The organism is Nocardioides jiangxiensis, assembly GCF_030580915.1.
GTDB classification, from domain to species: domain Bacteria; phylum Actinomycetota; class Actinomycetes; order Propionibacteriales; family Nocardioidaceae; genus Nocardioides; species Nocardioides jiangxiensis.
This window is the reverse complement of the sequence record NZ_JAUQTA010000002.1, coordinates 689,233-713,034: the sequence shown is the minus strand read 5'-3', so window position 1 is coordinate 713,034 and position 23,802 is coordinate 689,233. Positions and strand designations below refer to the sequence as shown.

24 protein-coding genes are annotated in these 23,802 nt (G+C 70.7%); 2 read left to right on the top strand and 22 right to left on the bottom strand.

What is annotated here, in order from left to right:
• Nucleotides 1-346 precede the first annotated feature (346 nt).
• Genes Q5722_RS14925 through Q5722_RS14860 form a run of 14 tightly spaced genes read right to left on the bottom strand, consistent with a single transcriptional unit; the run spans nt 347 to nt 13,761 of the window.
• A complete protein-coding gene (locus tag Q5722_RS14925; protein WP_305029058.1) occupies nt 347-1,408 on the bottom strand; it encodes an alpha-hydroxy-acid oxidizing protein in 1,062 nt (353 codons plus the stop codon).
• A 5-nt stretch (nt 1,409-1,413) separates the two neighbouring features.
• Nucleotides 1,414-2,694, bottom strand: a complete 1,281-nt coding sequence (tyrS, locus tag Q5722_RS14920; protein ID WP_305029057.1) for a tyrosine--tRNA ligase — start codon at nt 2,692-2,694, stop codon at nt 1,414-1,416.
• Between the two features lie 38 nt (nt 2,695-2,732).
• Nucleotides 2,733-3,377 (bottom strand): hypothetical protein, encoded by a 645-nt coding sequence (locus Q5722_RS14915; protein ID WP_305029056.1) that lies wholly within the window; start codon nt 3,375-3,377, stop codon nt 2,733-2,735.
• Between the two features lies 1 nt (nt 3,378).
• On the bottom strand, nt 3,379-3,966 hold the full coding sequence (locus Q5722_RS14910; protein WP_305029055.1) for a DNA-3-methyladenine glycosylase: 588 nt from the start codon (nt 3,964-3,966) through the stop codon (nt 3,379-3,381).
• Nucleotides 3,950-5,389: an argininosuccinate lyase gene (gene argH / locus Q5722_RS14905; protein WP_305029054.1), complete on the bottom strand. Its 1,440-nt coding sequence runs from the start codon at nt 5,387-5,389 to the stop codon at nt 3,950-3,952. The genes Q5722_RS14910 and argH overlap by 17 nt, the downstream gene beginning before the upstream one ends.
• The gene (gene argG / locus Q5722_RS14900; RefSeq protein WP_305029053.1) at nt 5,389-6,819 is read right to left on the bottom strand and encodes an argininosuccinate synthase; all 1,431 of its coding nucleotides are present in this window, start codon (nt 6,817-6,819) and stop codon (nt 5,389-5,391) included. The genes argH and argG overlap by 1 nt, the downstream gene beginning before the upstream one ends.
• A 23-nt stretch (nt 6,820-6,842) precedes the next feature.
• On the bottom strand, nt 6,843-7,370 hold the full coding sequence (locus Q5722_RS14895; protein WP_305029052.1) for an arginine repressor: 528 nt from the start codon (nt 7,368-7,370) through the stop codon (nt 6,843-6,845).
• Nucleotides 7,371-7,372: 2 nt separating this feature from the next.
• Nucleotides 7,373-8,317: an ornithine carbamoyltransferase gene (argF, locus tag Q5722_RS14890; protein ID WP_305029051.1), complete on the bottom strand. Its 945-nt coding sequence runs from the start codon at nt 8,315-8,317 to the stop codon at nt 7,373-7,375.
• A complete protein-coding gene (locus Q5722_RS14885; RefSeq protein WP_305029049.1) occupies nt 8,314-9,546 on the bottom strand; it encodes an acetylornithine transaminase in 1,233 nt (410 codons plus the stop codon). Before Q5722_RS14885 ends, argF begins: the two co-directional genes overlap by 4 nt.
• Nucleotides 9,546-10,472 (bottom strand): acetylglutamate kinase, encoded by a 927-nt coding sequence (gene argB, locus Q5722_RS14880; protein WP_305029048.1) that lies wholly within the window; start codon nt 10,470-10,472, stop codon nt 9,546-9,548. The genes Q5722_RS14885 and argB overlap by 1 nt, the downstream gene beginning before the upstream one ends.
• The gene (gene argJ, locus Q5722_RS14875) at nt 10,469-11,620 is read right to left on the bottom strand and encodes a bifunctional glutamate N-acetyltransferase/amino-acid acetyltransferase ArgJ (RefSeq protein WP_305029047.1); all 1,152 of its coding nucleotides are present in this window, start codon (nt 11,618-11,620) and stop codon (nt 10,469-10,471) included. The genes argB and argJ overlap by 4 nt, the downstream gene beginning before the upstream one ends.
• Nucleotides 11,617-12,150 carry an ACT domain-containing protein gene (locus Q5722_RS14870; protein WP_305029046.1) on the bottom strand — a complete coding sequence of 178 codons (534 nt, stop codon included), beginning with the start codon at nt 12,148-12,150 and terminating at the stop codon, nt 11,617-11,619. The genes argJ and Q5722_RS14870 overlap by 4 nt, the downstream gene beginning before the upstream one ends.
• On the bottom strand, nt 12,147-13,184 hold the full coding sequence (argC, locus tag Q5722_RS14865; RefSeq protein WP_305029045.1) for an N-acetyl-gamma-glutamyl-phosphate reductase: 1,038 nt from the start codon (nt 13,182-13,184) through the stop codon (nt 12,147-12,149). Before argC ends, Q5722_RS14870 begins: the two co-directional genes overlap by 4 nt.
• Nucleotides 13,185-13,230: 46 nt before the next feature.
• Complete coding sequence (locus tag Q5722_RS14860; protein ID WP_305029044.1) at nt 13,231-13,761, bottom strand: gamma carbonic anhydrase family protein; 531 nt, start codon at nt 13,759-13,761, stop codon at nt 13,231-13,233.
• A 43-nt stretch (nt 13,762-13,804) separates the two neighbouring features.
• On the opposite strand from Q5722_RS14860, the gene Q5722_RS14855 reads away from it, so the two are divergent.
• Nucleotides 13,805-14,356, top strand: a complete 552-nt coding sequence (locus Q5722_RS14855) for an LOG family protein (protein ID WP_305029043.1) — start codon at nt 13,805-13,807, stop codon at nt 14,354-14,356.
• Between the two features lie 89 nt (nt 14,357-14,445).
• On the opposite strand, the gene pheT is transcribed toward Q5722_RS14855, so the two are convergent.
• From pheT to Q5722_RS14835, 4 genes are all read right to left on the bottom strand, one after another.
• On the bottom strand, nt 14,446-16,926 hold the full coding sequence (pheT, locus tag Q5722_RS14850) for a phenylalanine--tRNA ligase subunit beta (protein ID WP_305029042.1): 2,481 nt from the start codon (nt 16,924-16,926) through the stop codon (nt 14,446-14,448).
• Nucleotides 16,926-18,032 carry a phenylalanine--tRNA ligase subunit alpha gene (gene pheS, locus Q5722_RS14845; RefSeq protein WP_305029041.1) on the bottom strand — a complete coding sequence of 369 codons (1,107 nt, stop codon included), beginning with the start codon at nt 18,030-18,032 and terminating at the stop codon, nt 16,926-16,928. Before pheS ends, pheT begins: the two co-directional genes overlap by 1 nt.
• Before the next feature lie 164 nt (nt 18,033-18,196).
• The gene (locus Q5722_RS14840; RefSeq protein ID WP_305029038.1) at nt 18,197-19,216 is read right to left on the bottom strand and encodes a sensor histidine kinase; all 1,020 of its coding nucleotides are present in this window, start codon (nt 19,214-19,216) and stop codon (nt 18,197-18,199) included.
• A gap of 46 nt (nt 19,217-19,262) precedes the next feature.
• Nucleotides 19,263-20,726 carry an MFS transporter gene (locus Q5722_RS14835; RefSeq protein WP_305029037.1) on the bottom strand — a complete coding sequence of 488 codons (1,464 nt, stop codon included), beginning with the start codon at nt 20,724-20,726 and terminating at the stop codon, nt 19,263-19,265.
• Between the two features lie 97 nt (nt 20,727-20,823).
• Here Q5722_RS14835 and Q5722_RS14830 point away from each other — a divergent pair, with 97 nt between their 5' ends.
• A complete protein-coding gene (locus Q5722_RS14830) occupies nt 20,824-21,381 on the top strand; it encodes a hypothetical protein (protein WP_305029036.1) in 558 nt (185 codons plus the stop codon).
• Nucleotides 21,382-21,388: 7 nt separating this feature from the next.
• Here Q5722_RS14830 and Q5722_RS14825 read toward each other — a convergent pair whose 3' ends face one another.
• The 4 genes from Q5722_RS14825 to infC form a co-directional block, all read right to left on the bottom strand.
• Nucleotides 21,389-22,189: a TrmH family RNA methyltransferase gene (locus tag Q5722_RS14825; protein ID WP_305029035.1), complete on the bottom strand. Its 801-nt coding sequence runs from the start codon at nt 22,187-22,189 to the stop codon at nt 21,389-21,391.
• A gap of 26 nt (nt 22,190-22,215) precedes the next feature.
• Nucleotides 22,216-22,599 (bottom strand): 50S ribosomal protein L20, encoded by a 384-nt coding sequence (gene rplT / locus Q5722_RS14820; protein WP_305029034.1) that lies wholly within the window; start codon nt 22,597-22,599, stop codon nt 22,216-22,218.
• A 65-nt stretch (nt 22,600-22,664) separates the two neighbouring features.
• Nucleotides 22,665-22,859, bottom strand: a complete 195-nt coding sequence (rpmI, locus tag Q5722_RS14815) for a 50S ribosomal protein L35 (protein WP_107699752.1) — start codon at nt 22,857-22,859, stop codon at nt 22,665-22,667.
• Between the two features lie 47 nt (nt 22,860-22,906).
• A complete protein-coding gene (infC, locus tag Q5722_RS14810) occupies nt 22,907-23,689 on the bottom strand; it encodes a translation initiation factor IF-3 (protein ID WP_369415035.1) in 783 nt (260 codons plus the stop codon).
• Nucleotides 23,690-23,802: the final 113 nt, after the last annotated feature.

Below are 23,802 nucleotides of genomic sequence, written 5' to 3'. Positions count from 1 at the left end.
GCGCAGACGTCGGACGGGTAAAATTAATTCGTCGACTTTTGGCACACTGTTGAGTTCTCAAGGATCCAGCGCGCACCGTGGTTGGCAGTTTCCTGCTTCCCCTGCGGGGCTTTGGATTGTGGCCTTCCCCGGCGCACAGCAACTCGCGAACTTTTCCGGCCGCCATGACTGGCAAACCCGTACTTCGCAAGGTGTCTTCGGGAAGACTTTCGCCAGGACCCGGTCGGCCCGGCCTCTCGGCCGTTCCTCCCGCCGTTCCCGGCGACAGGTGAAACATTAGACGGTGTTTCGACGGTGTTGCAAATCGGGTCAGCGTGACCGCGGCCACATCAGACGTTTCCGCAGGTCAGAGGCGGAATTGGCCGATTTCGGCGCTCAGATCGCGGGTTTCGGCCGTGTTCCGGGCCCCGGCGAGCCGCATGTACTCGCTCAGCTCGGACTCGATCGTCTGCAAGATCCGCCGCAGTAGCTCCTCTCCGCCGGCCGCCAGCCCCAGGAGCGGAAGGCGACCGAGGAAGACGGCATCCGCCCCGAGGGACAGCGCGGACAGGACGTCGGCCCCGCCGCGCACGCCGCCGTCGACGTACAGGGGCACCCGACCCGAGATGCAGCGGGCGACCGCGGGGAGGAGGGCCGCCGTCGTCGCCGCACGGTCCAGCTGTCGCCCGCCGTGGTTGCTCACCCAGACTGCGGAGGCACCGGCGTCGACGCAGAGCTCGGCATCGACGGGGTGCAGCACCCCCTTGACCACGACCGGGAGGCCGGTCTGCTCCCCCAGCCACGCGATGTCGGCCGCCGAAAGGTCAGCCGCCCACTCGCCCCGTTGGGTCCGGCGGGCCCGCCCGTCGTAGTTCGCGCGGTGCCAGGAGAGGTCGACGTCGGCGAAGTCGTCGTCACCGACGTCGTGCTTCGTGCCGGGGAAGGGAAGGTCGGCGGTGAGCACGACGGCGCGCGCACCCGCTGCGACTGCCGCCTCGAGCATCGGCAGGCAGTCGTCGCGGTCGGCGGTCACATAGGCCTGCAGCCACCAGGGACCACCTGCCGCTGCGATGTCGGCGAAGCGGTGGCCGGCGTTGCTCGAGACCACGTGGGGTACGCCGGCCGCTGCGGCAGCGCGCGCCATCGCCAGCTCCCCCTCGGGATCTGCGGCCCGCTGGAGAGAGGTCGGGGCGATGCCGAAAGGAAGCCGGTAGTCATCCCCGTGCAGGTGCACGCCGAGCTCGAGGCTGCGAACGTCCCGCAGGACGCGGGGAACGAGGCGGACCCGGCGCCACGCGGCGGCGTTCTCCCGGTCGGTCAGACCTTCACCCGCGGTCGCCATGACGTAGCGCCACACGGAACGCGGAAGGCGCTCCTCGGCGCGGGCCAGGACGTCGTCCTGCCAGCCTCCGGGGAGCGCCTTCGTCACGGGGTTCAGCCGATCTCGATACCGGCGAGGTTCTTCTTGCCGCGGCGCAGCACCAGCCACGAGCCGCCGATCAGGTTGGACTCGGCCGGCACGAACTCCGGGTCCTCGACGCGCTCGTTGTTGAGGTAGGCGCCGCCCTCGGCGATCGTGCGCCGGGCCTCGCCGTTGGACTTCGACAGGCCGGAAGCGACCAGGAGCTCCACGATGGAGCCAGGCTTCTCGAGCTTCACCGCCCCTGCCTCGCCCAACGCGGCCGCGAGGGTGGGTACGGAGAGAGAGTGGAGGTCGCCGCCACCGAAGAGCGCGGCAGCGGCCGCCTTGATCTTCTCGGTCTCGCCCCGACCGTGGACCAGCGTCGTGACGTGCTCGGCGAGCGCCTTCTGCCCGGCGCGGAGGAACGGCTTCTCGGCAGTCTGGGCGTCGAGCTCCTCGATCTCCTCGCGGGTGAGGAACGTGAAGATGCGCAGCAGCTCGCCGACCTTGACGTCCTCGACGTTGAGCCAGAACTGGTAGAAGGCCCACGGGCTCATCAGCTCGGGGTCCAGCCAGAGCGCGCCGCCCTCGGTCTTGCCGTACTTGGTGCCGTCCGCCTTGGTCACGAGCGGCGTCGAGAACGCGTGCGCCTTGCCGCCGGTCGCACGGCGGATCAGCTCCACGCCACCGGTGAGGTTGCCCCACTGGTCGGAGCCCCCGAACTGGAGCTTCACGTCGTGCTGCCTGTACAGCTCGAGGAAGTCCATCGACTGCAGCAGGACGTAGGAGAACTCCGTGAAGGAGATGCCCTGCTCGAGACGGGACTTCACCACGTCGCGGGCCAGCATCCGGTTGACCGGGAAGTGCTTGCCGATGTCGCGCAGGAAGTCGATGGTCGACAACGGCGCGGTCCAGTCGTAGTTGTTGACCATCGTCGCGGCGTTGTCGCCCTCGAAGGAGAGGAACGGCTCGATCTGCGACTGCACACGGCGGACCCAGTCCTTGACGGTGTCGAGGCTGTTGAGCGTGCGCTCCCCGGACTCCTTGGGGTCGCCGATCATCCCGGTCGCGCCACCGACGAGGGCGTACGGCACATGGCCGGCGTCCTGGAGGCGCTTGGCGGTGAGGATCTGGACGAGGTTGCCCAGGTGCAGGCTCGGCGCGGTCGGGTCGAAGCCGACATAGAACCGGACCGGACCCTCGGCGAGCTCGGCGCGGAGCGCGTCGAGATCGGTCGAGTTGGCGAGGAGACCCCGCCACTCCAGGTCGTTGATCAGGTTCGGGTCGACAGCCACGATCGGCCTTTCAGTCATTCAGCGAGTCGTCAATGGTGCAGGACAAGCCTGCCTCATCAGAACGTGCGGTAGAGAACCCGGGTCATCAGGAGGACCAGGAGCCCGAGCCCGACCACGCCGGCAGCAGCCGCAGCGAGGGCGGCACGAACCAGGCAGCGGCGGGGTACGCGGCGTACCGCACGGGCAGCGAGGACGAGCCCGACCGCGCCGTAGACGAGAGGCACGACGATGCGCGCCGTCGCGGGCAGGTCACCGCCGTACAGGCCGATGAGGACCAGCGGGCCCAGCACGAGCGCAGCCGCCATCGTGAGCAGTCCGAACCCGGCCCGGACCGGACGCTGACCGACCCGCGCACTCCAGCCGCCGAGCAGGCCCAGCACCGCTCCCACGGCGATCGTCGCGGCCACCCAGGCCGGCCCGCGCGACTGCGCGAACTGGTCGGTCGCCGACGCGGCGCCGTCGGCGAGCGCCTGGCACAGGTAGTAGCTGCCGATCAGGACGGCACCGGCCAGGGCACCCGAGAGCACCGCCCACCGGGACCGGCGAGGTGCGGTCCACCCGGCGGCGTACAGCACCAGAGCCCACGCGAACTGCGTGGTGACGGCCGCGGTGAGCACCTGGACGTCCAGTCGCCACAGCCAGGCCTGCGCCACTCCCCCGACGAGGAAGGCAGCGACCAGCACGGCTGCGAGGCGGCGCATGTCAGCCCTTCGCGCCCGAGCGGTACGCCGACACCGTCGGGTCGCCGGTGAGCCAGAAGCGCCACGGCACGTCGGCAGCCTTGCTCACGCCCACACGCGGGCCCGTGCTCACCAGCGCGGGGTCGACCGGTACGCCCAGCTCCAGCGTCACCGGCCCGACCCGGAGGTCGGTGCGGTTGTCGCGGAGCCGGATGCCCAGGGCGGAGCAGAGCCGGCCCGGGCCGCGCGCCAGCTCACGCTTCACGGAGGTGCCACGACGGGCCTGCGCGAGCTCGAGGCCCTCGATGACCTCGCCGGCGCGGAGCAGCACCGCGCTCGCCTCCCCCTCGGGCCCGGTGACGACGTTGGCGCAGAAGTTCGCGCCGTAGGCGAGGTACACGTAGAGGTGGCCGGCCGGTCCGAACATCACCGCGCTGCGCGGCGTCATCCCGCGGCCGGCGTGCGAGGCGGGGTCGGCCTCGCCGGCGTACGCCTCGACCTCGGTGATCCGGACGGCGACCCCGTCGTGGCGCAGGACGGCACCGAGCAGGAGCGGCGCGGCCTCGAGGACCGGCCGCTCCAGCACGGAGAGATCAGCTGAGCCAGGCACGATGTCCAGAGACTACGGCGGCCACCTCGTCGAGCTGCTCGGCGACGCGCACCGGGGCGGTGCCGCCGCGGCCGTCGCGCGAGGCGACGGAGCCCTCGACGGTGAGCACTTCACGGACCGCGGGCGTCAGCGCGGGGTTGATCGCGGCGAACTCCTCGTCGGTGAGGTCGGCCAGCTCCTTGTCCTGGGCCTCGCAGACCTGGACGCACTCGCCGGCGACCTCGTGCGCGATCCGGAACGGCGTGCCCTGCTTCACGAGCCACTCGGCGATGTCGGTGGCGAGCGAGAAGCCCTGCGGCGCGAGCTCCGCCATGCGGGCCGTGTTGAAGGTCAGCGTCGCGACCTGGCCGGTGAAGGCCGGCAGCAGCACCTCGAGCGTGTCGACCGAGTCGAAGACCGGCTCCTTGTCCTCCTGCAGGTCGCGGTTGTACGCGAGCGGGAGGGCCTTGAGTGTCGCCAGCAGGCCGGACAGGTTGCCGATCAGACGTCCCGCCTTGCCGCGGGCGAGCTCGGAGATGTCCGGGTTCTTCTTCTGCGGCATGATGCTCGACCCCGTCGACCAGGAGTCGTGCAGCTTCGCGAAGTCGAACTCCTTCGTCGACCAGAGGATGACCTCCTCGGCGATGCGGGAGACGTCGACACCGATCTGTGCACAGACGAAGGCGAACTCCGCGACGAAGTCACGGGCCGCGGTGCCGTCGATCGAGTTGGCGATCGAGCCGGTGAAGCCCAGCTCGGCAGCGACCAGCTCGGGGTCGAGCCCGAGCGTCTGGCCGGCGAGCGCGCCCGAGCCGTACGGCGAGGACGCGATGACCCGCTGACGCCAGTCCTTGAGCCGGTCGACGTCGCGCAGCAGCGGCCACGCGTGGGCCAGCAGGTGGTGGCTCAGCAGGACCGGCTGGGCGTGCTGCAGGTGCGTGCGCCCGGGCATGATCGCGCCGAGGTGCGAGCGGGCCTGACCGGTCAGGGCGTCGACCAGGTCGAGCACCTGGCCCGCGATCGTCTCCGCGTGGTCGAGCAGGTAGCAGCGGAAGAGCGTGGCGATCTGGTCGTTGCGCGACCGCCCCGCCCGGAGGCGGCCGCCGATCTCGGCTCCCACCTCCTCCAGCAGGAGCCGCTCGAGGGCACCGTGGACGTCCTCGTCGAACTCGGCCGGCTGGAGCGAGCCGTCGGTGAAGCGCTGCGCCAGCACATCGAGGCCGCGGTGGATCTCGGCCTCGTCGGCCGCGGTCAGCAGTCCGGCGGCGCCCAGCGCCTTGGCGTGGGCGTGCGAGCCGGCGATGTCGTAGAGGCCCAGGCGCCAGTCGAAGTGCGTCGAGCGCGAGAGCGCCTCGAGCTCCGGCGACGGACCCCCGGCGAAACGGCCGCCCCAGAGCTTGCCCTCGTTGGTCGCGTCCTGCTTGGTGCCGTGCTCGGCAGACATCAGTCGGTGCCGCTCTCGAAGGCGACCTCGTCCTGCAGCTCCTCCGCGGCCGGGTCCACCTCGGCGGAGACCGCGATCTGGTCGAAGCCACCGGCCGGGAGCTCACCGAACAGCGTGCCGTTCTCCACCAGGACGGTGCCCTGGTCGAGCGGCTGGCCGGCGTACAGCTCGAGCTTGGCGCGCGAGTCGGCGATGTCGAGGTTGCGCATGGTCAGCTGGCCGATGCGGTCGGTCGGGCCGAACGCGGCGTTCTCGACGCGCTCCATGGAGAGCTTCTCCGGGTGGTAGGAGAAGTTCGCGCCCTCGGTCTTCACGATCGTGTAGTCGTCGCCGCGACGCAGGCGCAGGGTGACGGTGCCGGTGACGAGCGAGGCGATCCAGCGCTGGATCGACTCGCGGAGCATGAGCGACTGCGGGTCGAGCCAGCGGCCCTCGTAGAGCAGGCGACCGAGCTTGCGGCCTTCGTTGTGGTAGTTGGCGAGGGTGTCCTCGTTGTGCACCGCGTTGAGCAGGCGCTCGTACGCCGCGAAGAGCAGCGCCATGCCCGGCGCCTCGTAGATGCCGCGCGACTTGGCCTCGATGATGCGGTTCTCGATCTGGTCGGACATGCCGAGGCCGTGGCGGCCGCCGATCCGGTTCGCCTCGAGCACCAGGGCGACGGCGTCGTCGTAGCGCTTGCCGTTGAGGGCGACCGGTCGGCCGGCCTCGAACGTCACGGCGACGTCCTCGGTCTCGATCGCGACGGTCGGGTCCCAGAACTTCACGCCCATGATCGGCTCGACGACCTCGAACGAGACGTCGAGGTGCTCGAGGATCTTCGCCTCGTGTGTCGCGCCCCAGATGTTGGCGTCGGTGGAGTAGGCCTTCTCCGTCGAGTCGCGGTACGGCAGGCCGTGCTCGACCAGCCACTCCGACATCTCGTGCCGGCCGCCGAGCTCGGTGACGAAGTCGTTGTCGAGCCACGGCTTGTAGATCCGCAGCTCGGGGTTGGCGAGCAGGCCGTAGCGGTAGAACCGCTCGATGTCGTTGCCCTTGTACGTCGAGCCGTCGCCCCAGATGTTGACGTCGTCGGCCTGCATGGCCCGGACCAGCATCGTGCCGGTGACGGCGCGGCCCAGCGGCGTGGTGTTGAAGTAGGCCTTGGACCCGGAGCGGATGTGGAAGGCGCCGCACGCGAGCGCGGCCAGGCCCTCCTCGACCAGCTGCGGCTTGATGTCCACAGCACGGGCGATCTCGGCGCCGTACTGCTTCGCGCGCGCGGGGACGCCGGCGATGTCCGGCTCGTCGGGCTGGCCGATGTCGGCGGTGTAGGTGCACGGGATCGCACCCTTGTCGCGCATCCAGGCGACGGCGACCGACGTGTCGAGGCCTCCGGAGAAGGCGATGCCGACCTTCTCGCCGACGGGCAGGGAGGTGAGGACCTTGCTCAAGTTCGTGTTCCTTCTTCTTCGGATCAGTCGGTGCTGCTGGGGTGGCCGTCGGCCAGGGAGGTGAAGTGCTTGGCGAGCGCGCTGCCGTCGGGGGCGCGCGCGATCACGAGGACAGTGTCGTCCCCCGCGATGGTCCCCAGCACATCGGGGACCTCGGCGCGGTCGATCGCGCCGGCGAGGAACTGCGCGGCGCCCGGAGGTGTGCGCAGGACGACCAGGTTGCCGCTGGCCTCGGCGCTCACGAGGAGCTCGGACGCGAGGCGCGACAGGCGGTGCGTGGCACCGGCGCCGGCGCCCTCGCCCGGGGCAGGGGTCCGGTCGCCGCCCTCGGCCGGAACGGCGTACACGAGCGCGCCGGACGCGACCCGCACCTTGACCGCGTCCAGCTCCACCAGGTCACGGCTGAGCGTGGCCTGCGTGACGTGCAGGCCCTGCTCGCCGAGCAGCTCGGCGAGCTCGGGCTGCGACTTCACCTCGTGGGTGCCGAGCAGCTCGACGATGAGCGCCTGGCGAGCGGCCTTCGTCAGCGGCTTGAGGGCGGTCTCGTGCATGGTCAGTCCTGCTGCCCGTCGGCCTGCTGGGCTGCCTGCAGGAACGTCAGGATCGCCTTCTGGGCGTGGCGGCGGTTCTCGGCCTCGTCCCAGATGACGCTCTGCGGACCGTCGAGGACCTCCGCGGCGATCTCCTTGCCCCGGTACGCCGGCAGGCAGTGCATGACGATGGCGTCCGCCTTCGCACCCGCCAGGAGCTCTGCCGTCAGCGCATAGGGGGCGAGGTCCGCGAGCCGCTCGGCGGCCTCGGCCTCCTTGCCCATCGAGACCCACGTGTCGGTGATGACGACGTCGGCGCCGGAGACCGCGGCCTGCGGGTCGCGGACGAGCTCGCCGGTGCCACCGGTCTCCTGGCCGAGCTTGTTGGCCCGGTCGACCATCTCCTGTGACGGCTCGTAGCCCTCGGGGCTCGAGATCCGGATGTGCATGCCAGCGAGCGCCCCGGCGAGCAGCCAGGAGTTGCCCATGTTGCAGGCACCGTCGCCGAGGAACGTCGCGGTCAGCCCGGCCAGCTCGCCCTTGTGCTCGGAGATGGTGAGCAGGTCGGCGAGGAGCTGGCACGGGTGGAAGTCGTCGGTCAGCGCGTTGACGACCGGGACACCGGCGTACCGCGCCATCTCCTCGATCTTCGACTGCGCGTCGGTGCGCCACACGATCTGGCTGGCCTGGCGGCCGAGGACACGGGCGACGTCGGCGACGGACTCGCGGACGCCGATGCCGGCCTTGTTGCCGTCGACCGTCATCGGGAAACCACCGAGCTCGGCGATGCCGGCCGCGAAGCTCGCCTGGGTGCGCAGGGTCGGCTTGTCGAAGATCAGCGCGACCGTGCGCGGGCCCTCGAGGGGCTTGAGGAAGTACGGCTCCGCCTTCAGCGAGGCCGCCATCGCGAGGACCTGCTGCTGCTCGGCAGCGGTGAGGTCGTCGTCGGCGAGGAAGTGCCGGGTCATGCCTGTGCTCCCTTCTGGGCCGCGTCGAGGATCCCCGGCAGGGCAGCCAGGAACGCGTCGACGTCGGCATCGGTGAGGACGAGCGGCGGGGCGAACCGCAGCCGGTTGGGCGTGGGGTTGTTGAGGATGAAGCCGGCCTCGAGCGCGGCCGTGACGACGGCGGCGGAGTCGATGCCGTCAGCCAGGTCGACGCCGATGAGCAGGCCGGCCGCGCGCACCTCGGTGATCCGCGGCTCCGCGGCGAGTCCTGCGGCGAGGCGCTCGCCGACCGCCGCGACGTGCTCGAGCAGCCCGTCCTTCTCGATCGTGTCGAGCACGGCGAGCGCGGCAGCCGCAGCGATCGGGTTGCCCGCGAACGTCGAACCGTGGTTGCCCGGCTGGAGCAGCGTCGCCGCGGCACCCGTCGCCACGCAGGCGCCGATCGGGATGCCGCCGGCGAGGCCCTTGGCCAGGGTCACGATGTCGGGGACGGCGGGCAGCTCGTCGCAGAGGTCGTCGTTCTGGAAGGCGAGCCAGCTGCCGGTCCGGCCGATGCCGGTCTGGATCTCGTCGAGCCACAGCAGCGCACCGGCTGCTGCGGTGATGCGCCGCGCCTGGGCGAGGTAGTCGCGCGGCGGGATCACCACACCGGCCTCACCCTGGACGGGCTCGATGATCACGGCTGCGGTCCGATCCGTGACCGCAGCCGCCAGCGCCTCGGCGTCGCCGTACGGCACGAAGGTGACCTCGCCCGGCAGCGGCTCGAACGGCGCCCGGTAGGCCTCCTTGGAGGTCAGCGCGAGCGCGCCCATGGTCCGGCCGTGGAAGGCGCCCTCCGTGGCCACGAGGTGCGTGCGGCCGGTACGCCGGGTGAGCTTGAAGGCGGCCTCGTTGGCCTCGGCGCCGGAGTTGGTGAAGAAGACCTTCGTGTCCTCTGCGGCGTCCACCGAGTGACCGACCATCCGACAGAGCCGCTCGGCGAGCTCGACCTGCGGGGCGCTGGCGAAGAAGTTCGAAATGTGGCCGAGGGTCTGCAGCTGCTCCGTCACGGCAGCGACCAGCGCCGGGTGGGCGTGGCCGAGCGCGTTGACGGCGATACCGCCGAGCAGGTCGACGTACTCCTTGCCGTCGGCGTCGGTGACCCGGGCGCCCTCGCCCTTGACCAGGACGAGCTTCGGCGTACCGAAGGTGTTCATCACCGAGCCGGTGTAGCGCTCGGTCCACTGCTCGTTCGACGAGCTCTGCGTCATCAGGACTCCTTCACCACGGCAGGTGCCTTGGCCTGCCGGATCTTCGTCTCGACGCCGGGCAGCACCTGGGTGCCGACACCCTCCTCGGTGAAGATCTCGAGCAGGACCGCGTGCGGCTCCCGCCCGTCGACCACGGTCGCCCGCGGGACACCGTCCTGCACCGCCTGGAGGCAGGCCTGCATCTTCGGGACCATGCCGGAGGCCAGGCTCGGGATCATCTCGGCGAGCGCCTCGGGGCTGATCTCGCCGATCACGTCGTCGCTGTGCGGCCAGTCGCGGTAGAGGCCCTCCACGTCGGTGAGGACGAGCAGCTTCTCGGCACCGAGCGCCGCGGCGAGCGCGGCAGCGGCCGTGTCGGCGTTGACGTTGTGCACCACGCCGTTCTCGTCGGGCGCCACGCTCGAGATGACCGGGATCCGGCCGGCCTCCACGAGGTCGAGGACCGACTCGGGCCGGACCTTGGCGACCTCGCCGACGAGGCCGAGGTCGACCTCCTCGCCGTCGACGATGGTGTTGGTCGGCGTGGCGGTGAAGAGGCCCGCGTCCTCGCCGGACAGGCCGACGGCCAGCGGGCCGTGCTGGTTGAGCAGGCCGACGAGCTCGCGCTGCACCTGGCCGACCAGCACCATGCGGACGACGTCCATCGCCTCGGGGGTGGTGACCCGGAGACCGCCCCGGAACTCGGACTTGATGGCGAGACGGTCGAGCATCTTCGAGATCTGGGGACCACCGCCGTGCACGACGACCGGCTTGAAGCCGGCCAGCCGCAGGAAGGCGATGTCCTCGGCGAAGGCGACCTTGAGGGCCTCGTCGGTCATGGCGTTGCCACCGTACTTCACCACGATGATCTTGCCGTGGTACCGCTTCAGCCAGGGCAGCGCGCCGGCCAGGACGTGGGCGTTCTTGTTCGGGCTCAGGTCGCTCATGAGGAGTACGCGCTGTTCTCGTGGACGTAGGCGTGGGTCAGGTCGTTGGTCCACACCGTGGCGCTCTGGTCGCCGGCCTTGAGGTCGATGGTGACCGTGACGGCCCGCGGGGCGAGGTCGATGGTGGCCGGGTCCTCGGCAGGTGTGGACCTCCTGCAGACCCACACGCCGTTGATGGCGACGTCGAGGTCGGCCGGGTCGAAGGCGGCCTGCGTGGTGCCGACCGACGCCAGGACACGGCCCCAGTTGGGGTCCCGGCCGAAGACGGCCGCCTTGAAGAGGTTGGACCGCGCCACCGAGCGGCCGACCTCGACCGCGTCGTCCTCGGTCGCGGCGTGGACAACCTCGATGGAGATCTCGTGGTCGGCGCCCTCGGCGTCGGCGAGCAGCTGCTTCGCCAGGCTCACGCACGCCTCCGTCAGCGCCTCGGTGAACTCCTCGAGGGTCGGCTGCACACGGCTCGCTCCCGAGGCGAGCAGGGTGACCGTGTCGTTGGTCGACTGGCACCCGTCGGAGTCGAGCCGGTCGAAGGAGACCCGCGTCGCCGCCCGCAGCGCCGTGTCGAGGTCGGCAGCGGAGACGATCGCATCGGTCGTGATGACGACCAGCATCGTGGCCAGCGCCGGCGCGAGCATGCCCGCACCCTTCGCCATGCCACCGATGGACCAGCCGTCGCGCTCGACGACGAACTGCTTGTTGACCGAGTCCGTGGTCATGATCGCCCGGCTGGCCGCGTCACCGCCGTCGGCGCTGAGCTCCGCGTACGCCGCCTCGACGCCGTCGAGCAGGTGCTGGCGGTCGTTGGCCAGGCCGATCAGTCCGGTCGAGCAGACGACGACGTCGATCGCGCCGATCCCGACCTTCTCGGCGACCTTCTCGGCCACGGCGTGCGTGGTCTGGAAGCCCTCGGGGCCGGTGTAGCAGTTGGCGCCGCCGGAGTTGAGGACGACGGCCTTCACGATGCCGTCCTTGACGACCTCCTGCGACCACAGGACCGGGTTGGCCTTGCAGCGGTTGGAGGTGAAGACGGTGGCGGAGTCGAAGGTGGGGCCCTGGTTGACGACCAGCGCGAGGTCCTTGCCGCCGCTCGACTTGAGGCCGGCGGCGACGCCGGCGGCGACGAAGCCGGCAGGGTGCGTGATGCTCACTTGGGATTCTTGCCCTTCTGGGGGGCCTTCTTCTGCTGGTTGGCAGCAGCGGAGGACTTGGGAGGATTGATCGGGACGGCGGCGGCAACGGTGTGCCCTCGTCGTCGCCACTCCTCCGCTGCCTTCGCCGCGTCGACCACCCGGACCATGATCCAGTCGGTCTCGTAGGTGGAGAACGTGTACGCCGGCACGCCGATCTCGGCGAGCGGCACCAGAAGGCCCGCCAGGACGCCGATCGCGCCCTCGTCGATCTCGCCGGTGATCCGGAACGCGATCAGCGGCTTGATGCTCGGCGTCTTCGTCGGCACTGACCGGCCGGCGCAGATCAGGCTGGTCTCGGTGGCGGTCGCCGTGATGCTGAAGATCGAGCTGGACTCGGCCCAGCGCGGCACCTCCGCACCCGCCGCGAGCTTCACGAGCGCGAGCTTCTCGGGGTACTCCGCCAGCGTGAAGGCCTGCTGCTGCCAGGCAGGCACCGCGTCGGCCACGGTGTCGAGGTCGAGGATGCCGTCGTTGTCGAGGTCGCTCACGGGGCCAGTCCGATCGTGGTGAGGCCGGTGCCCTCGGGAAGGCCCAGCGCGAGGTTCATGCACTGCACGGCGGCGCCGGCGGTGCCCTTGGCGAGGTTGTCGACGGCGCCGACGGCGACCAGCCGGCCGGCGGTGTCGTCGACGGTCACCTGGACGTGCACGGAGTTGGAGCCGAGCACGCTCTTGGTCTGCGGCCACACGCCCTGCGGCAGCACGGTCACGAACGGCTCGTCGGCGTAGAACGCCGCGTAGGCGTCGTACGCCTGCTGGGCCGTCGTGCCGGGCGTGACCGGGGCGGAGCAGGTCGCGAGGATGCCCCGCGGCATCGGAACCAGCAGCGGGGTGAAGCTGACGTTGATGTCGGCGTTGGTGAGGAGCGACAGGTTCTGCGTGATCTCGGGCGTGTGCCGGTGGACGCCACCGACGCCGTACGCCGAGACGTTGCCCATGACCTCGGAGCCGAGGAGGTTCGCCTTGAGGGCCTTGCCGGCGCCTGAGGTGCCGGAGGCGGCCACGACCACGATGTCCGGAGTGACCAGCCCGTCGGCGACCGCCGGGGCAAGGGTCAGCGTGGACACGGTCGGGTAGCACCCGGGCACGGCGATCCGCTTGGCGCCCTGCAGCTCGGTCCGCTGGCCGGGGAGCTCGGGCAGGCCGTAGGGCCACGAGCCGGCGTGCGTGCCGCCGTAGAACTTCTCCCACTCCCCCGCGTCGGTGAGCCGGAAGTCGGCGCCGCAGTCGATGACGACGACGTCCTCACCCAGGGCGTTGGCGATCTCGGCGGACTGGCCGTGCGGCAAGCCGAGGAAGACGACGTCGTGACCCGCCAGGATCTCGGGCGTCGTCGGTTCGAGGATTCGGTCCGCGAGCGGGACGAGGTGCGGCTGGAGGACGCCGAGCTTCTCGCCGGCGTTGGAGCCGCCGGTCAGCGCGCCGATCTCCACGTCGTCCCGACCGAGCAGCAGGCGCAGCACCTCACCGCCCGCGTATCCGCTGGCTCCGGCGACGGCGATCCTGACCTTGCTCATATGCATGACTATACATCCCTCTGCATGAACATGTGTTCGGGGGTCCGTTGCGTCATTCCTCGACCCGCGCGACGCCCTTTGCGTGGCGCTCCGCGAGCTCGGCGTAGTACGCACCGTTGACCTCGACCCAGAACTCCGCGGCCGTGCCGGCGATCGGCTTCTTCACCTCGCACGGGCTGCCCAGTGCGAGCACGCCCTCGGGGATCTCCTTGCCCGCCGCCACGACCGAGCCGGCCGCGACCATCGTGCCGGCACCGATCCGTGCGTTGTCGAGGACGACGCTGCCGTTGCCGACCAGCGACTTCTCCCCGAGGTAGTCGCCGTGGAAGACGACGCTGTGCGCCACCGCGGCGTGCTTGCAGATCTCGACGGTCACGTCGGGACCGCCGTGCACGACCGAGTTGTCCTGGATGTTGGCGCCCTCGCGGACCACGATCGAGCAGATGTCCGCACGGAGCACCGCGCCGTACCAGACGCTCGCCCCCTTCTCGACGGTCACGTCGCCGATGAGGACGGCGGTCGGGGCGATGAAGGCTTCGGGGTGGACGGTCGGGCGCTTGCCCTCGAACTCGTACAGCGGCATGGCGCCGACGCTAGCGGATCGGCGTACTCCTAGGTTGGGGCGCGTGCTGCGACGACTCGCGATCTTCCTCGGCTCCCGTGACGGCTCCGACCCCGCCCATGCGGACCTGGCCTACGACGTGGGCCGGTCGCTCGGCGAGCGCGGCATCGAGCTCGTCTACGGCGGCGGCAGCGCGGGCCTGATGGGCCGGGTCTCCCAGGGGGTGCTCGACCACGGCGGCCGGGTCTACGGCGTGATCCCGCGCTTCATGGTCGAGCGTGAGTGGGCCCGGCTCCACGAGGACGGCGTGGAGATGCACGTCGTCGACACCATGCACGAGCGCAAGGCGATGATGAGCGTCCGTGCCGACGCCTTCCTGGTGCTCCCCGGGGGCCTCGGCACCCTCGAGGAGCTCTTCGAGGTGTGGACCTGGAAGACCCTCGGCCTGCACGACAAGCCGATCGGGCTGCTCAGTCCCGGCGGCTTCTGGGCCCCGATGGTGACGATGCTCCACCAGCTCGCGGACGCGGAGTTCATGGATGCGCAGACAGTGCGCGACCTGGTCGTCGAGCAGACTCTCGACGCGGCGCTGGAGCGGCTCGGCGCGCAGCTCTGAGGTGAGCAGCCGGACAGGCGTGGCAGGACCCCGCGGGGCTGCCACGCCTGTCCGGCTGCCGCCAGAAGGTGCGGCTCAGACGGTGAGGCTCAGCGCTGGACCGCGCCCGTGCGCTCCGCCGCGAGGGCGACCGCGGCGTCGCGGGCGGCGCCCGACTCGCCCTCGGCGAGCGTGCGGTCGGCTGCCCGGAACCGCAGCGCGAACGCCAGCGACTTCTTGCCCTCGCCTACCTGCTCGCCGGTGAAGACGTCGAAGAGACGGATCGACTCGAGCAGCTCACCGGCGCCCTCCCGCAGCGCCGCCTCGACGGCAGCGGACGGCACGGTGGCATCGACGACCAGTGCGACGTCCTCCTTGGCCACCGGGTACGACGAGAACCGCGGCGCCGTCGGGGAGGTCGCGTGCTGCAGGAGAACGTCGAGGTCCAGCTCGGCAGCCGCGGAGCGCGCCGGCAGGCCGTAGGCCTTGCAGACCTTCGGGTGCAGCTCACCGGCGTGGCCGATGACCGCACCGCCGACGGAGAGGGCCGCACACCGGCCCGGGTGCCACGGCGCGACGGCAGCAGCCTCGACGTCGAGGGCCACGCCGAGCGCGCCGGCGAGCTCGCGGACCGCCGCGATCGCGTCCGACCATCCGGCGGCGCGACCCGCGCCCCACCAGCCGTCGGCCTCACGGGCGCCGGTGAGGGCGAGGGCGAGGTGCTGCGGCTGGGCCGGCACGGCCTTCTCGATGGCCGCCCACTCCTCGGGCGTCGGTCGACGGTCGGTGCCGAGGATCGGCGCCTTCTCGTCGCCGGTCGGCAGGAAGACGAGCGCGGTCTCGAAGATCGCTGCGTCGGCGTTGCCGCGACCGACGTTGCGAGCCAGCGTGTGGAGCACGCCCGGGAGCAGGGTCGTGGCGAGCAGCGGCTGCTCGGCGTTGAGCGGGTTCTCCATGCGCAGCGAACGACGACGCTCGTCGTCGGCGGGCAGGCCGAGGGCGTCGTAGTCGGTCTCGGAGGTGAACGGGTAGGAGATCACCTCGTTGAATCCGGCGCCCGCGACGACGCGGCCCACGCGACGGCGCAGGCGCTGCAGCTCGGTGAGGCCGCGGCCCGCCGGCGCCGACGGAAGGACGGACGGGACGTCCTCGTAGCCGACGATGCGCGCGACCTCCTCGACCAGGTCGAACGGCTGGCTGATGTCCGGGCGCCACGAGGGAACGACGGCCGTGAGGGTGTCCCCGTCGACGGTCACCTCGGCACCGATCGCCCTCAGGTGCGCGACCGTGGTGGCCGCCGGGATCTCCATGCCGGTGATCCGCGCCGGAAGCTCAGTGGACGCCGTGACCACGCGACGGGCCGGCGCCTCGCCGACGACGGTCACGCCGGCGCCGACGGTGGCGCCGCCGAGCGTCACCAGCAGCTCGACGACACGGTCGGCAGCAGCCTGCGGCAGCTCGGGGTCGACGCCGCGCTCGAAGCGCTTGGACGCCTCGGAGCCGAGCTTGTGGCGCTTCTGCGAGCGGAAGACCGTCACCGGGTCGAAGTGCGCAGCCTCGACGATGATGTCGGTGGTGGTCTCGGACACCTCGGTCGAGGCGCCGCCCATGACGCCGGCGATGCCGATGGCACCGTTGTCGTCGGCGATCACGAGGTCGGCAGGGTCCAGCGTCCGGGAGACGTCGTCGAGGGTGGTGATCTTCTCCCCCGCCGTCGCACGGCGGACCCGGATCGGACCGGCGACCTTCGCAGCGTCGTAGCAGTGGTTGGGCTGCCCGAGCTCGAGCATCACGTAGTTGGAGATGTCGACGGCCAGGGAGATGGAGCGCATGCCGCACTGCTCGAGGCGGAGCTTCATCCAGTCGGGCGTGGGGCGGGCGGGGTCGAAGCCGCTGACGGTGCGCGCGACGAAGACCGGGCAGCCGGTCTCGTCCTCGACGACCACCGGGTGGCCCTCGCCGTTGGCCGCCGGCACCTCGCGCGCAGCCGGGTCCGCGAACGGCGCGTCGAAGCCGAGTGCTGCCTCGCGGGCGACGCCGCGCAGCGAGAGCGCGTAGGCCCGGTCGGGGTTGATCTCGAACTCGATGACGGCGTCGTCCATGCCGAGCAGCGGCATGGCCTCCTCGCCCGGCTTGGCCGAGTCTGCGGGGAGCACGATGATGCCGTGGCCACCGTCGTCACCGAGGCCGAGCTCGGCACGCGAGCAGATCATGCCCGCCGACAGGTGGCCGTAGGTCTTGCGCTCGGAGATCGCGAAGCCACCGGGCAGCACCGCACCCGGCAGCGAGACGACGACGAGGTCGCCCTCGACGAAGTTGTGGGCGCCGCAGATGATCCCCTGCGGCTCGCCCGTGCCGTTGGCGTCGGCGACGTCGACGGTGCACCAGTTGATGACCTTGCCGTTCTTCTGCGGCTCCTTCTCGATGGTCAGCACCTTGCCGACGACGAGCGGGCCGGTGATGGCGTCAGCCGGCGTGTGCAGCGCCTCGAGCTTGAGGCCGAGGGCGGTGAGGCGAGCAGCGAGCGCGTCGACGGAGAGGTCCTCCGGCAGCTCGACGTACTCCTTGATCCAGGAAACGGGGGCCTTCATCAGATCTCGACTCCAAAGGGTGCAGCGAAGCGGACGTCGCCCTCGAACACGTCGCGGAGGTCCTCGACGTTGTGGCGGAACATGAGCGTGCGGTCGATGCCCATGCCGAAGGCGAAACCGGTGTAGACGTCGGGGTCGATGCCGCAGGCCACGAGCACCTTCGGGTTCACGACGCCGCAGCCGCCCCATTCGATCCATCCCTCGCCACGGCACGTGCGGCACTCCGCGGGGTCGCTGACCTCACCGTTGCGGCACACGAAGCAGACCAGGTCGACCTCGGCGGACGGCTCGGTGAACGGGAAGTACGACGGGCGGAAGCGCGTCGAGATGCCCTCGCCGAACATCGCCGCGGCGAAGTGGTCGAGCGCGCCCTTGAGGTGCGCCATGGTGATGCCCTTGTCGACGACGAGGCCCTCCACCTGGTGGAACACCGGCGAGTGCGTCGCATCGATCTCGTCGGTCCGGTAGACCCGGCCCGGGCAGACCACGTAGATCGGGGGCTGACGGGTCAGCATCGTGCGCGCCTGCACCGGCGAGGTGTGCGTGCGCAGCACGAGCGCCGCGTCGGCGGGCTGCAGCCAGAAGGTGTCCTGCATGGTGCGCGCCGGGTGGTCGGCACCGAGGTTCAGCGCGTCGAAGTTGAGCCACTCGGCCTCGACCTGCGGGCCCTCGGCGACCTCCCAGCCCATCGCGACGAAGACGTCGGCGATCCGCTCGGAGAGCGTGGTGATCGGGTGACGGGTGCCGGGTGCGCGACGCGCGGTCGGCAAGGTGACGTCGACGGTCTCCTCGACCAGCATCCGCTCCTCGTGCTCGGCCTCGAGCACGACCGTGCGCTCGCCCAGCGCCTTGTTGACCGCACCGCGGGCCTGGCCGACGCGGGCACCGGCCTCCTTGCGGGCCTGCGGCGGCAGCGCGCCGATCTCGCGGTTGGCGAGGGCGAGGGGCGACCGGTCGCCCGCGTGGTCCAGGCGGACCTGCTTGAGCTCTTCGAGGTCCTTCGCGGCGGCGATCGCGGCGATCGCGGCATCGCGCATCGCCTCCACCTCTGCAGCCTGCAGCGGGGTGACCTCGACGGGGTCGTACTCGGTGTTCGGGCCCGACATGACTGCCTTCCGGACGGGTGTGGGGAAATACCGGCCAAGTCTAGGGAAGGCGCCGCCGTCCGTTGTGCCCGGGCGGCTGCTGTGGGACCGTCGAACCATCTCCGCCGTGCTCGGGACCGCTCGCTCGCGAAGGTGGTCGCATGTGGGACACCACCGGGCGCCGGCTAGGCCGTCGATGCCGGCCAGAGGACGGAGACCAGGGCCCCGCCGCCCGGCGCACTGCCGATCTCGACCTGGCCGCCGTGTGCGCGCACCAGGCCGTTGACGAGGTACATGCCCAGCCCCGACCCGCCCGAGGTGCCGTGTTTCCAGAACTTGGTGAACACCCGGCGGCGGATCTCCTCGGCGATGCCGGCGCCCTCGTCCTGGACCCCCACGACCACCGCCGGCGCCTCGGCGATCCGGCCCGCGCCGACGGTGACGAGGACCGTGCCCTCCCCGTGCCGTACGGCGTTCTCGACGAGGTTGGTGACGACCTGGACGAACTTGTCCGGGTCCGCCTGCACCGGAGGAAGACCACGCTCGATGTCGAGCACGACCGTGCGTGCGGTGCTCTGCGAGACCGAGTCGACCACGCGCGCGGCCAGCATGCCTGCGTCCGACGGACGGGGGTAGAGCTGCAGCCGCCCGGTGTCGATGCGGGCGACGTCGAGGAGCTCGGCGATGAGGCGGCTGAGCCGGTCGGAGTCGCTGTGCACGGTCGAGAGCATCAGCTTCTTCTGCTCGTCGTTGAGGTGGTCCCAGCGGTTGAGCAGGGCCTGGACGAATCCCTTCACACCGGTGAGCGGCGAGCGCAGCTCATGGGCGACCGTGGCCACCAGGTCGGACCGCTCGCGGTCCAGACGAGCCCGGCCCCTGCCGGAACGGAGGGAGACCGCCACCCGCTGGACGCCGGCGCTCCCCCGGACGATCCGGGCGACGACGAGCACCTCGGACCCGTTGGGCAGCAGCCACGACTGCTCGGGGATGCCGGTGCGTGAGGAGAGGCCCTGCCACGGCCGGTTGTGCTCCAGCCAGTCACGCCCCTCGGTGTCCTGCAGACACAGCACGACCCCAGCCGCCTGCCCCACCGACGACGCCTGGTCCACCCCGAGCATCCGCGCCGCCTCGGCATTGATCGCCTCGACGGTGCCAGCAGCGTCGAGGACGACCACGCCGTCAGGAAGGCTGTCGATCAGGTCCACGCTCCGACCCTAGTGGGCCGGAGCGTGGACGGAGGCGACGCGGCACTCAGGCCGGCTCGGGCTCCGGCGCGATCTCCGCCCCCGGCATCTTCGGCACGGGGTCGACGTACTCCATGAAGGCGACCACCAGCAGGCCACCAATGGCCAGCGACACCGCGCCGACCCAGTAGGCGATGACCGAGCCGCCGGCGAGATCCGGGAGATGGTTGGGCAGCGGGTTGCTGGCAGCGTGCTTCACCGCGATGCTCGCCAGCGTGGCGAGGCCGAGCGCTCCGCCGATCTGCTGGATCGCCTGCTGGACGCCCGAGGCGAGCGAGGAGTCCTCGGCGGTGACCTGGTGGAGCGAGGCGTTGCCGATGGCGGGGAAGCTGAGACCGGAGCCGAGCGCCAGGAGCACCATGCCGGGCAGGATGTGCCCCACGTAGGAGTCGCCCGACCCGATCAGCGTGGCCAGCGACATGCCGACGGCGTCGAGCGCGAAGCCCGTGGCGAGGAGGGCCTTGACGCCCACCCTCGGCATCAGCCCCGTGCCGATGCCGATGCCGGCGCCGATGCAGATGCCGAACGGGAGGTAGGACAGGCCGCACTTGATCGAGCTCCACCCGAGGATCTGCTGCTCCACCAGCGTGAGCAGGAAGAAGTAGGAGAAGAACGCGGTCGAGAAGAAGAGCGTGACGATGTTGGTCGTGACGCGCGTGCGGTTCTGGAAGAACGAGAGCGGGATGAGCGGGTCGCTCGACCGTGCCTCGACCAGCACCATCAGCGCGACCAGGACCAGGCCGCCGGCGATCGCGGCGACGACCCCGGTCTCGGTCCAGTCGTGGTCGGCTGCCCGGAGCAGGCCGTAGACGACGGCGAGCAGACCGGACGTGCCGAGGACCGCGCCGAGGAAGTCAGGACGGTGGGCCTTCGGCGACCGGCTCTCGTCGACCAGGCGCGGCACGAGCAGGAGTGCGGCGATCGCGACCGGCACGTTGATGAAGAAGATCCACCGCCAGTCGACGTGGGTGATGAAGCCGGAGATCACGGTGCCCGAGGTGCCGCCGAGACCGGCGAGGCCACCGAAGATGCCGAGCGCCTTGATGCGCTCCTTCGGGTCGTGGAAGAGGACCGCGATGATGCCGAGCGACGCCGGTGCGGCGAGCGCCTCGCCCATGCCCTGCACGAAGCGCGAGACGTCCATCATCAGCCCGGACTGCGCGAAGCCGCACGTCGCCGAGGCGACGCCGAAGAGGGCGACACCGGCGAGGAAGGTGACCCGTCGCCCGATCAGGTCGGCCAGGCGACCGCCGAGCAGGAGGAGGCCTCCCGCCGCCAGGACGTAGGCCTCCACGACCCAGGCCAGGCTGGACTCCGACATGTCGAGGTCGATCTTGATCTGGGGCAGCGCGACGTTCACCACGGTGACGTCGAGGATCAGCATGAACTGGATCAGGCCGAGCACGCCGAGGGCCCGCCACCGGCGCGGATCAGCGGGGCCAGGCACCGGGGAGAAGGACTCAGTGGTCATGCACGACAGACTCGCAGAGACCACTGACAACGAGGACGGATCGCCCCCGGATGCTGGGGTCCCGCCCGATCGGGCTGCTCGGGTGCAGGCTGGTGCCATGTCACGCTCGACCGTCGTCGCCGCCGTCGCACTCGCCGTCCTCGCGCCGCTGCTCGTCTCCTGTGGCGCGGACGGCCCCGACCCAGCCCTCGTCAGGGCGCTGGAGGGTCGCGGCGGCATGCGCTCGTCGAGCCTTTACCTGCCGGTCGTCCGGGACGAGAAGCCGGACCACTGGAGGGTCGCCCGCGACCGCACCGTCACCCTCTACTGGAAGCGCGACGGCACGGGGTTCGACGGCACCGCGACCCTGCAGGAGACCACCGTCGGCGACCTGTGCACGGGCCGCAGCCCGCAGTGGGACCAGTGCCGCCGGATCGACGCCGACGTAGCCGTGCTCGGCTTCGAGGAGCAGAACGAGGTCGTCGTCCGCACCGGAGGCGACGAGATCGTGTTCGGCGTCAGCCTCGAGCTGCCCGACGAGGACTACCCCACGGCGGAGGCCCTGCGCGACGCGCAGGACGAGATCGTCAACGCCGTCGTGATGGCCGGGCGGTACGCCGAGGCGCTTGACGAGACGGCGTTCGTCACGGCCCTTCCCCGCGGGAAGGTCGGCTGAGGCCGCCTCAGCGCTGGGCGCGCGCCGAGGCGTAGAGGCAGACGGCTGCCGCCGTCGCCAGGTTGAGGCTCTCGGCGCCGCCGTAGATCGGGATGCTCACGACCTCGTCGGCGGCCTCGCGCAGGGCGTCAGGCAGACCCCAGGCCTCGTTGCCCATCAGCCATGCGGTCGGCCGGGCGAGCAGGTCGTCGGCCGCGAAGAGGTCGCGTCCGTCCATGTCCGCCGCCAGTACGCCGAGGCCCGCGGCCTGCGCGGCCCGCACGGCCGCGACCGGGTCGCGCTCGAGGGCGACCGGCAGGTGGAAGACGGAGCCGACCGAGGCGCGGATCGTCTTGGGGTTGTACAGGTCGACGGCGTCTCCGGCCAGGACCACGGCATCGGCTCCCGCGGCGTCGGCACACCGGATGACGGTGCCGGCGTTGCCCGGGTCGCGGACGTCGGCGCAGATCACGACGAGGCGCGGCCGCGGGGCCAGCACCTCCGCGAGCGGACGGTCGAGGAAGCGGCAGACGCCGACCAGACCGGCGGGCGACACGGAGTCCGAGAGCGAGGCGAGGGCACGGTCGTCGACGAGCGTGACCTGCGTGGCGCCGAGGAGACCGGCGTGCTGCTCGGCCGCGGCCGGCGTCGCGAAGACCTCGACGACGCAGCCATCGACGGTCAGCGCGCCCTCGACGGCCTTGGGCCCGTCCGCGAGGAAGAGCCCTGCAGTGCTGCGAAATGAGCGACGGGCGAGCTTCCGCGCCTCCTTGACCCGGCTGTTGCCGTGTGTCAGGGGACCCTCCGAAGAGGTGCGGAAGCTCGCCACGTCAGGTGCTCAGTGGAGCGTCAGGCTCAGGCGTTGGCCGGAGCGTTGACGTCGGCCGGGAGAGCGGCCTTCGCCTGGGCGACGAGCGCCGAGAAGGTGGCGGCGTCGTTGACGGCCAGGTCGGCGAGGATCTTGCGGTCGACCTCGACACCCGCGAGGCCGAGGCCCTGGATGAAGCGGTTGTAGGTCATGCCCTCGGCACGAGCGGCCGCGTTGATGCGCTGGATCCAGAGCTTGCGGAACTCGCCCTTCTTCTTGCGGCGGTCGTTGTAGCTGTAGACCAGCGAGTGGGTGACCTGCTCCTTGGCCTTGCGGTAGAGGCGCGAACGCTGACCGCGGTAGCCGGAGGCCCGCTCGAGGGTAACGCGGCGCTTCTTGGCGGCGTTCACTGCGCGCTTGACGCGTGCCATGTCGTACTCCTTGGTGCTAGCCCCGCCGCCTGCTCAGGCTGCGGGAAGTTGAGGGGAAGGGAAGGTCAGAGACCCAGAAGCTTCTTGGCGCGAGCGTTGTCAGCCTTGGCCAGCTCGACGGTGCCGGTCATGCGGCGGGTGACCTTGGAGGCCTTCTTCTCGAGGTTGTGACGCTTGCCAGCCTTCTCGCGCAGGATCTTGCCCGAGCCGGTGACCTTGAAGCGCTTGCTGGCACCGGAGTGCGTCTTGTTCTTCGGCATCTCTTTGCTCTCTATCTCTTACTGTTCGCGTGACGAGGGGGATCTCGTCAGAGGTCGATGTCGGGGTCGAGCGCCTCGTTGGCGCGCTTGGCCTTCTTCACCTTGGGCTCGGTGGGCTTGGTGGCCTCACGCGACGCCTGCTCGGCGGCCTTGTCGGCGTCGCGGGCGGCGATCTTCTCAGCCTTCTCCGCCTCGACGTCCACCTTGGCCTCGGCCTTCTTCTTGTTCGGGCCGAGCACCATGATCATGTTGCGGCCGTCCTGCTTCGGGTTGGACTCGACGAAGCCCAGCTCCTGCACGTCCTCCGCCAGCTTCTGCAGCAGGCGGTAGCCGAGCTCGGGACGGTGCTGCTCGCGGCCGCGGAACATGATCGTGATCTTGACCTTGTCGCCGGCCTTGAGGAAGCGGACAACGTGGCCCTTCTTCGTCTCGTAGTCATGGCCGTCGATCTTCGGACGAAGCTTCATCTCCTTGATGATCACGTTCGTCTGGTTGCGACGGGCGTCACGGGCCTTCTGGGCGTTCTCGTACTTGAACTTCCCGTAGTCCATGAGCTTGCAGACGGGGGGCTTGCCCTGCGGGGCGATCTCGACGAGGTCGAGGTCAGCCTCCTGAGCGAGCTTCAGTGCCTCGTTCGTGGGAACGATGCCGACCGTCTCGCCATTGGGTCCAACGAGGCGGACCTCGGGAACCCGGATCCGGTCGTTGATGCGCAGCTCGGTGCTGATGTGTCCTCCTGGTGACTTTGTCTGCTGGGTGGACCCGGAGGATGAAAAAAGGCCTCCGCTCGCAAGCGAAGGCCAGTCATCGGATGTGGTGCACGGATGCACACATCTCGTCACAGCTCCCGTCGTACGTCGCACGGCTGGAGTTGTGAGGACCGGACCCGACGACCTGTGTCGGTCGATGCGGGTGGGAAGCCTGGGCCTCCGCTTGGTGGATC

What these genes read in the sequence shown, in the direction of transcription:
- Q5722_RS14860 (WP_305029044.1), bottom strand. Translation starts at nt 13,761, where the DNA reads ATGCCGCTGTACGAGTTCGAGGGCAAGCGCCCGACCGTCCACCCCGAA.
- argF (WP_305029051.1), bottom strand. Translation starts at nt 8,317, where the DNA reads ATGACCCGGCACTTCCTCGCCGACGACGACCTCACCGCTGCCGAGCAG.
- Q5722_RS14895 (WP_305029052.1), bottom strand. Translation starts at nt 7,370, where the DNA reads ATGCACGAGACCGCCCTCAAGCCGCTGACGAAGGCCGCTCGCCAGGCG.
- pheT (WP_305029042.1), bottom strand. Translation starts at nt 16,926, where the DNA reads ATGAAGGCCCCCGTTTCCTGGATCAAGGAGTACGTCGAGCTGCCGGAG.
- Q5722_RS14830 (WP_305029036.1), top strand. Translation starts at nt 20,824, where the DNA reads ATGTCACGCTCGACCGTCGTCGCCGCCGTCGCACTCGCCGTCCTCGCG.
- tyrS (WP_305029057.1), bottom strand. Translation starts at nt 2,694, where the DNA reads ATGACTGAAAGGCCGATCGTGGCTGTCGACCCGAACCTGATCAACGAC.
- argC (WP_305029045.1), bottom strand. Translation starts at nt 13,184, where the DNA reads ATGCATATGAGCAAGGTCAGGATCGCCGTCGCCGGAGCCAGCGGATAC.
- pheS (WP_305029041.1), bottom strand. Translation starts at nt 18,032, where the DNA reads ATGTCGGGCCCGAACACCGAGTACGACCCCGTCGAGGTCACCCCGCTG.
- argH (WP_305029054.1), bottom strand. Translation starts at nt 5,389, where the DNA reads ATGTCTGCCGAGCACGGCACCAAGCAGGACGCGACCAACGAGGGCAAG.
- rplT (WP_305029034.1), bottom strand. Translation starts at nt 22,599, where the DNA reads ATGGCACGCGTCAAGCGCGCAGTGAACGCCGCCAAGAAGCGCCGCGTT.
- rpmI (WP_107699752.1), bottom strand. Translation starts at nt 22,859, where the DNA reads ATGCCGAAGAACAAGACGCACTCCGGTGCCAGCAAGCGCTTCAAGGTC.
- Q5722_RS14835 (WP_305029037.1), bottom strand. Translation starts at nt 20,726, where the DNA reads ATGACCACTGAGTCCTTCTCCCCGGTGCCTGGCCCCGCTGATCCGCGC.
- Q5722_RS14915 (WP_305029056.1), bottom strand. Translation starts at nt 3,377, where the DNA reads ATGCGCCGCCTCGCAGCCGTGCTGGTCGCTGCCTTCCTCGTCGGGGGA.
- Q5722_RS14885 (WP_305029049.1), bottom strand. Translation starts at nt 9,546, where the DNA reads ATGACGCAGAGCTCGTCGAACGAGCAGTGGACCGAGCGCTACACCGGC.
- argB (WP_305029048.1), bottom strand. Translation starts at nt 10,472, where the DNA reads ATGAGCGACCTGAGCCCGAACAAGAACGCCCACGTCCTGGCCGGCGCG.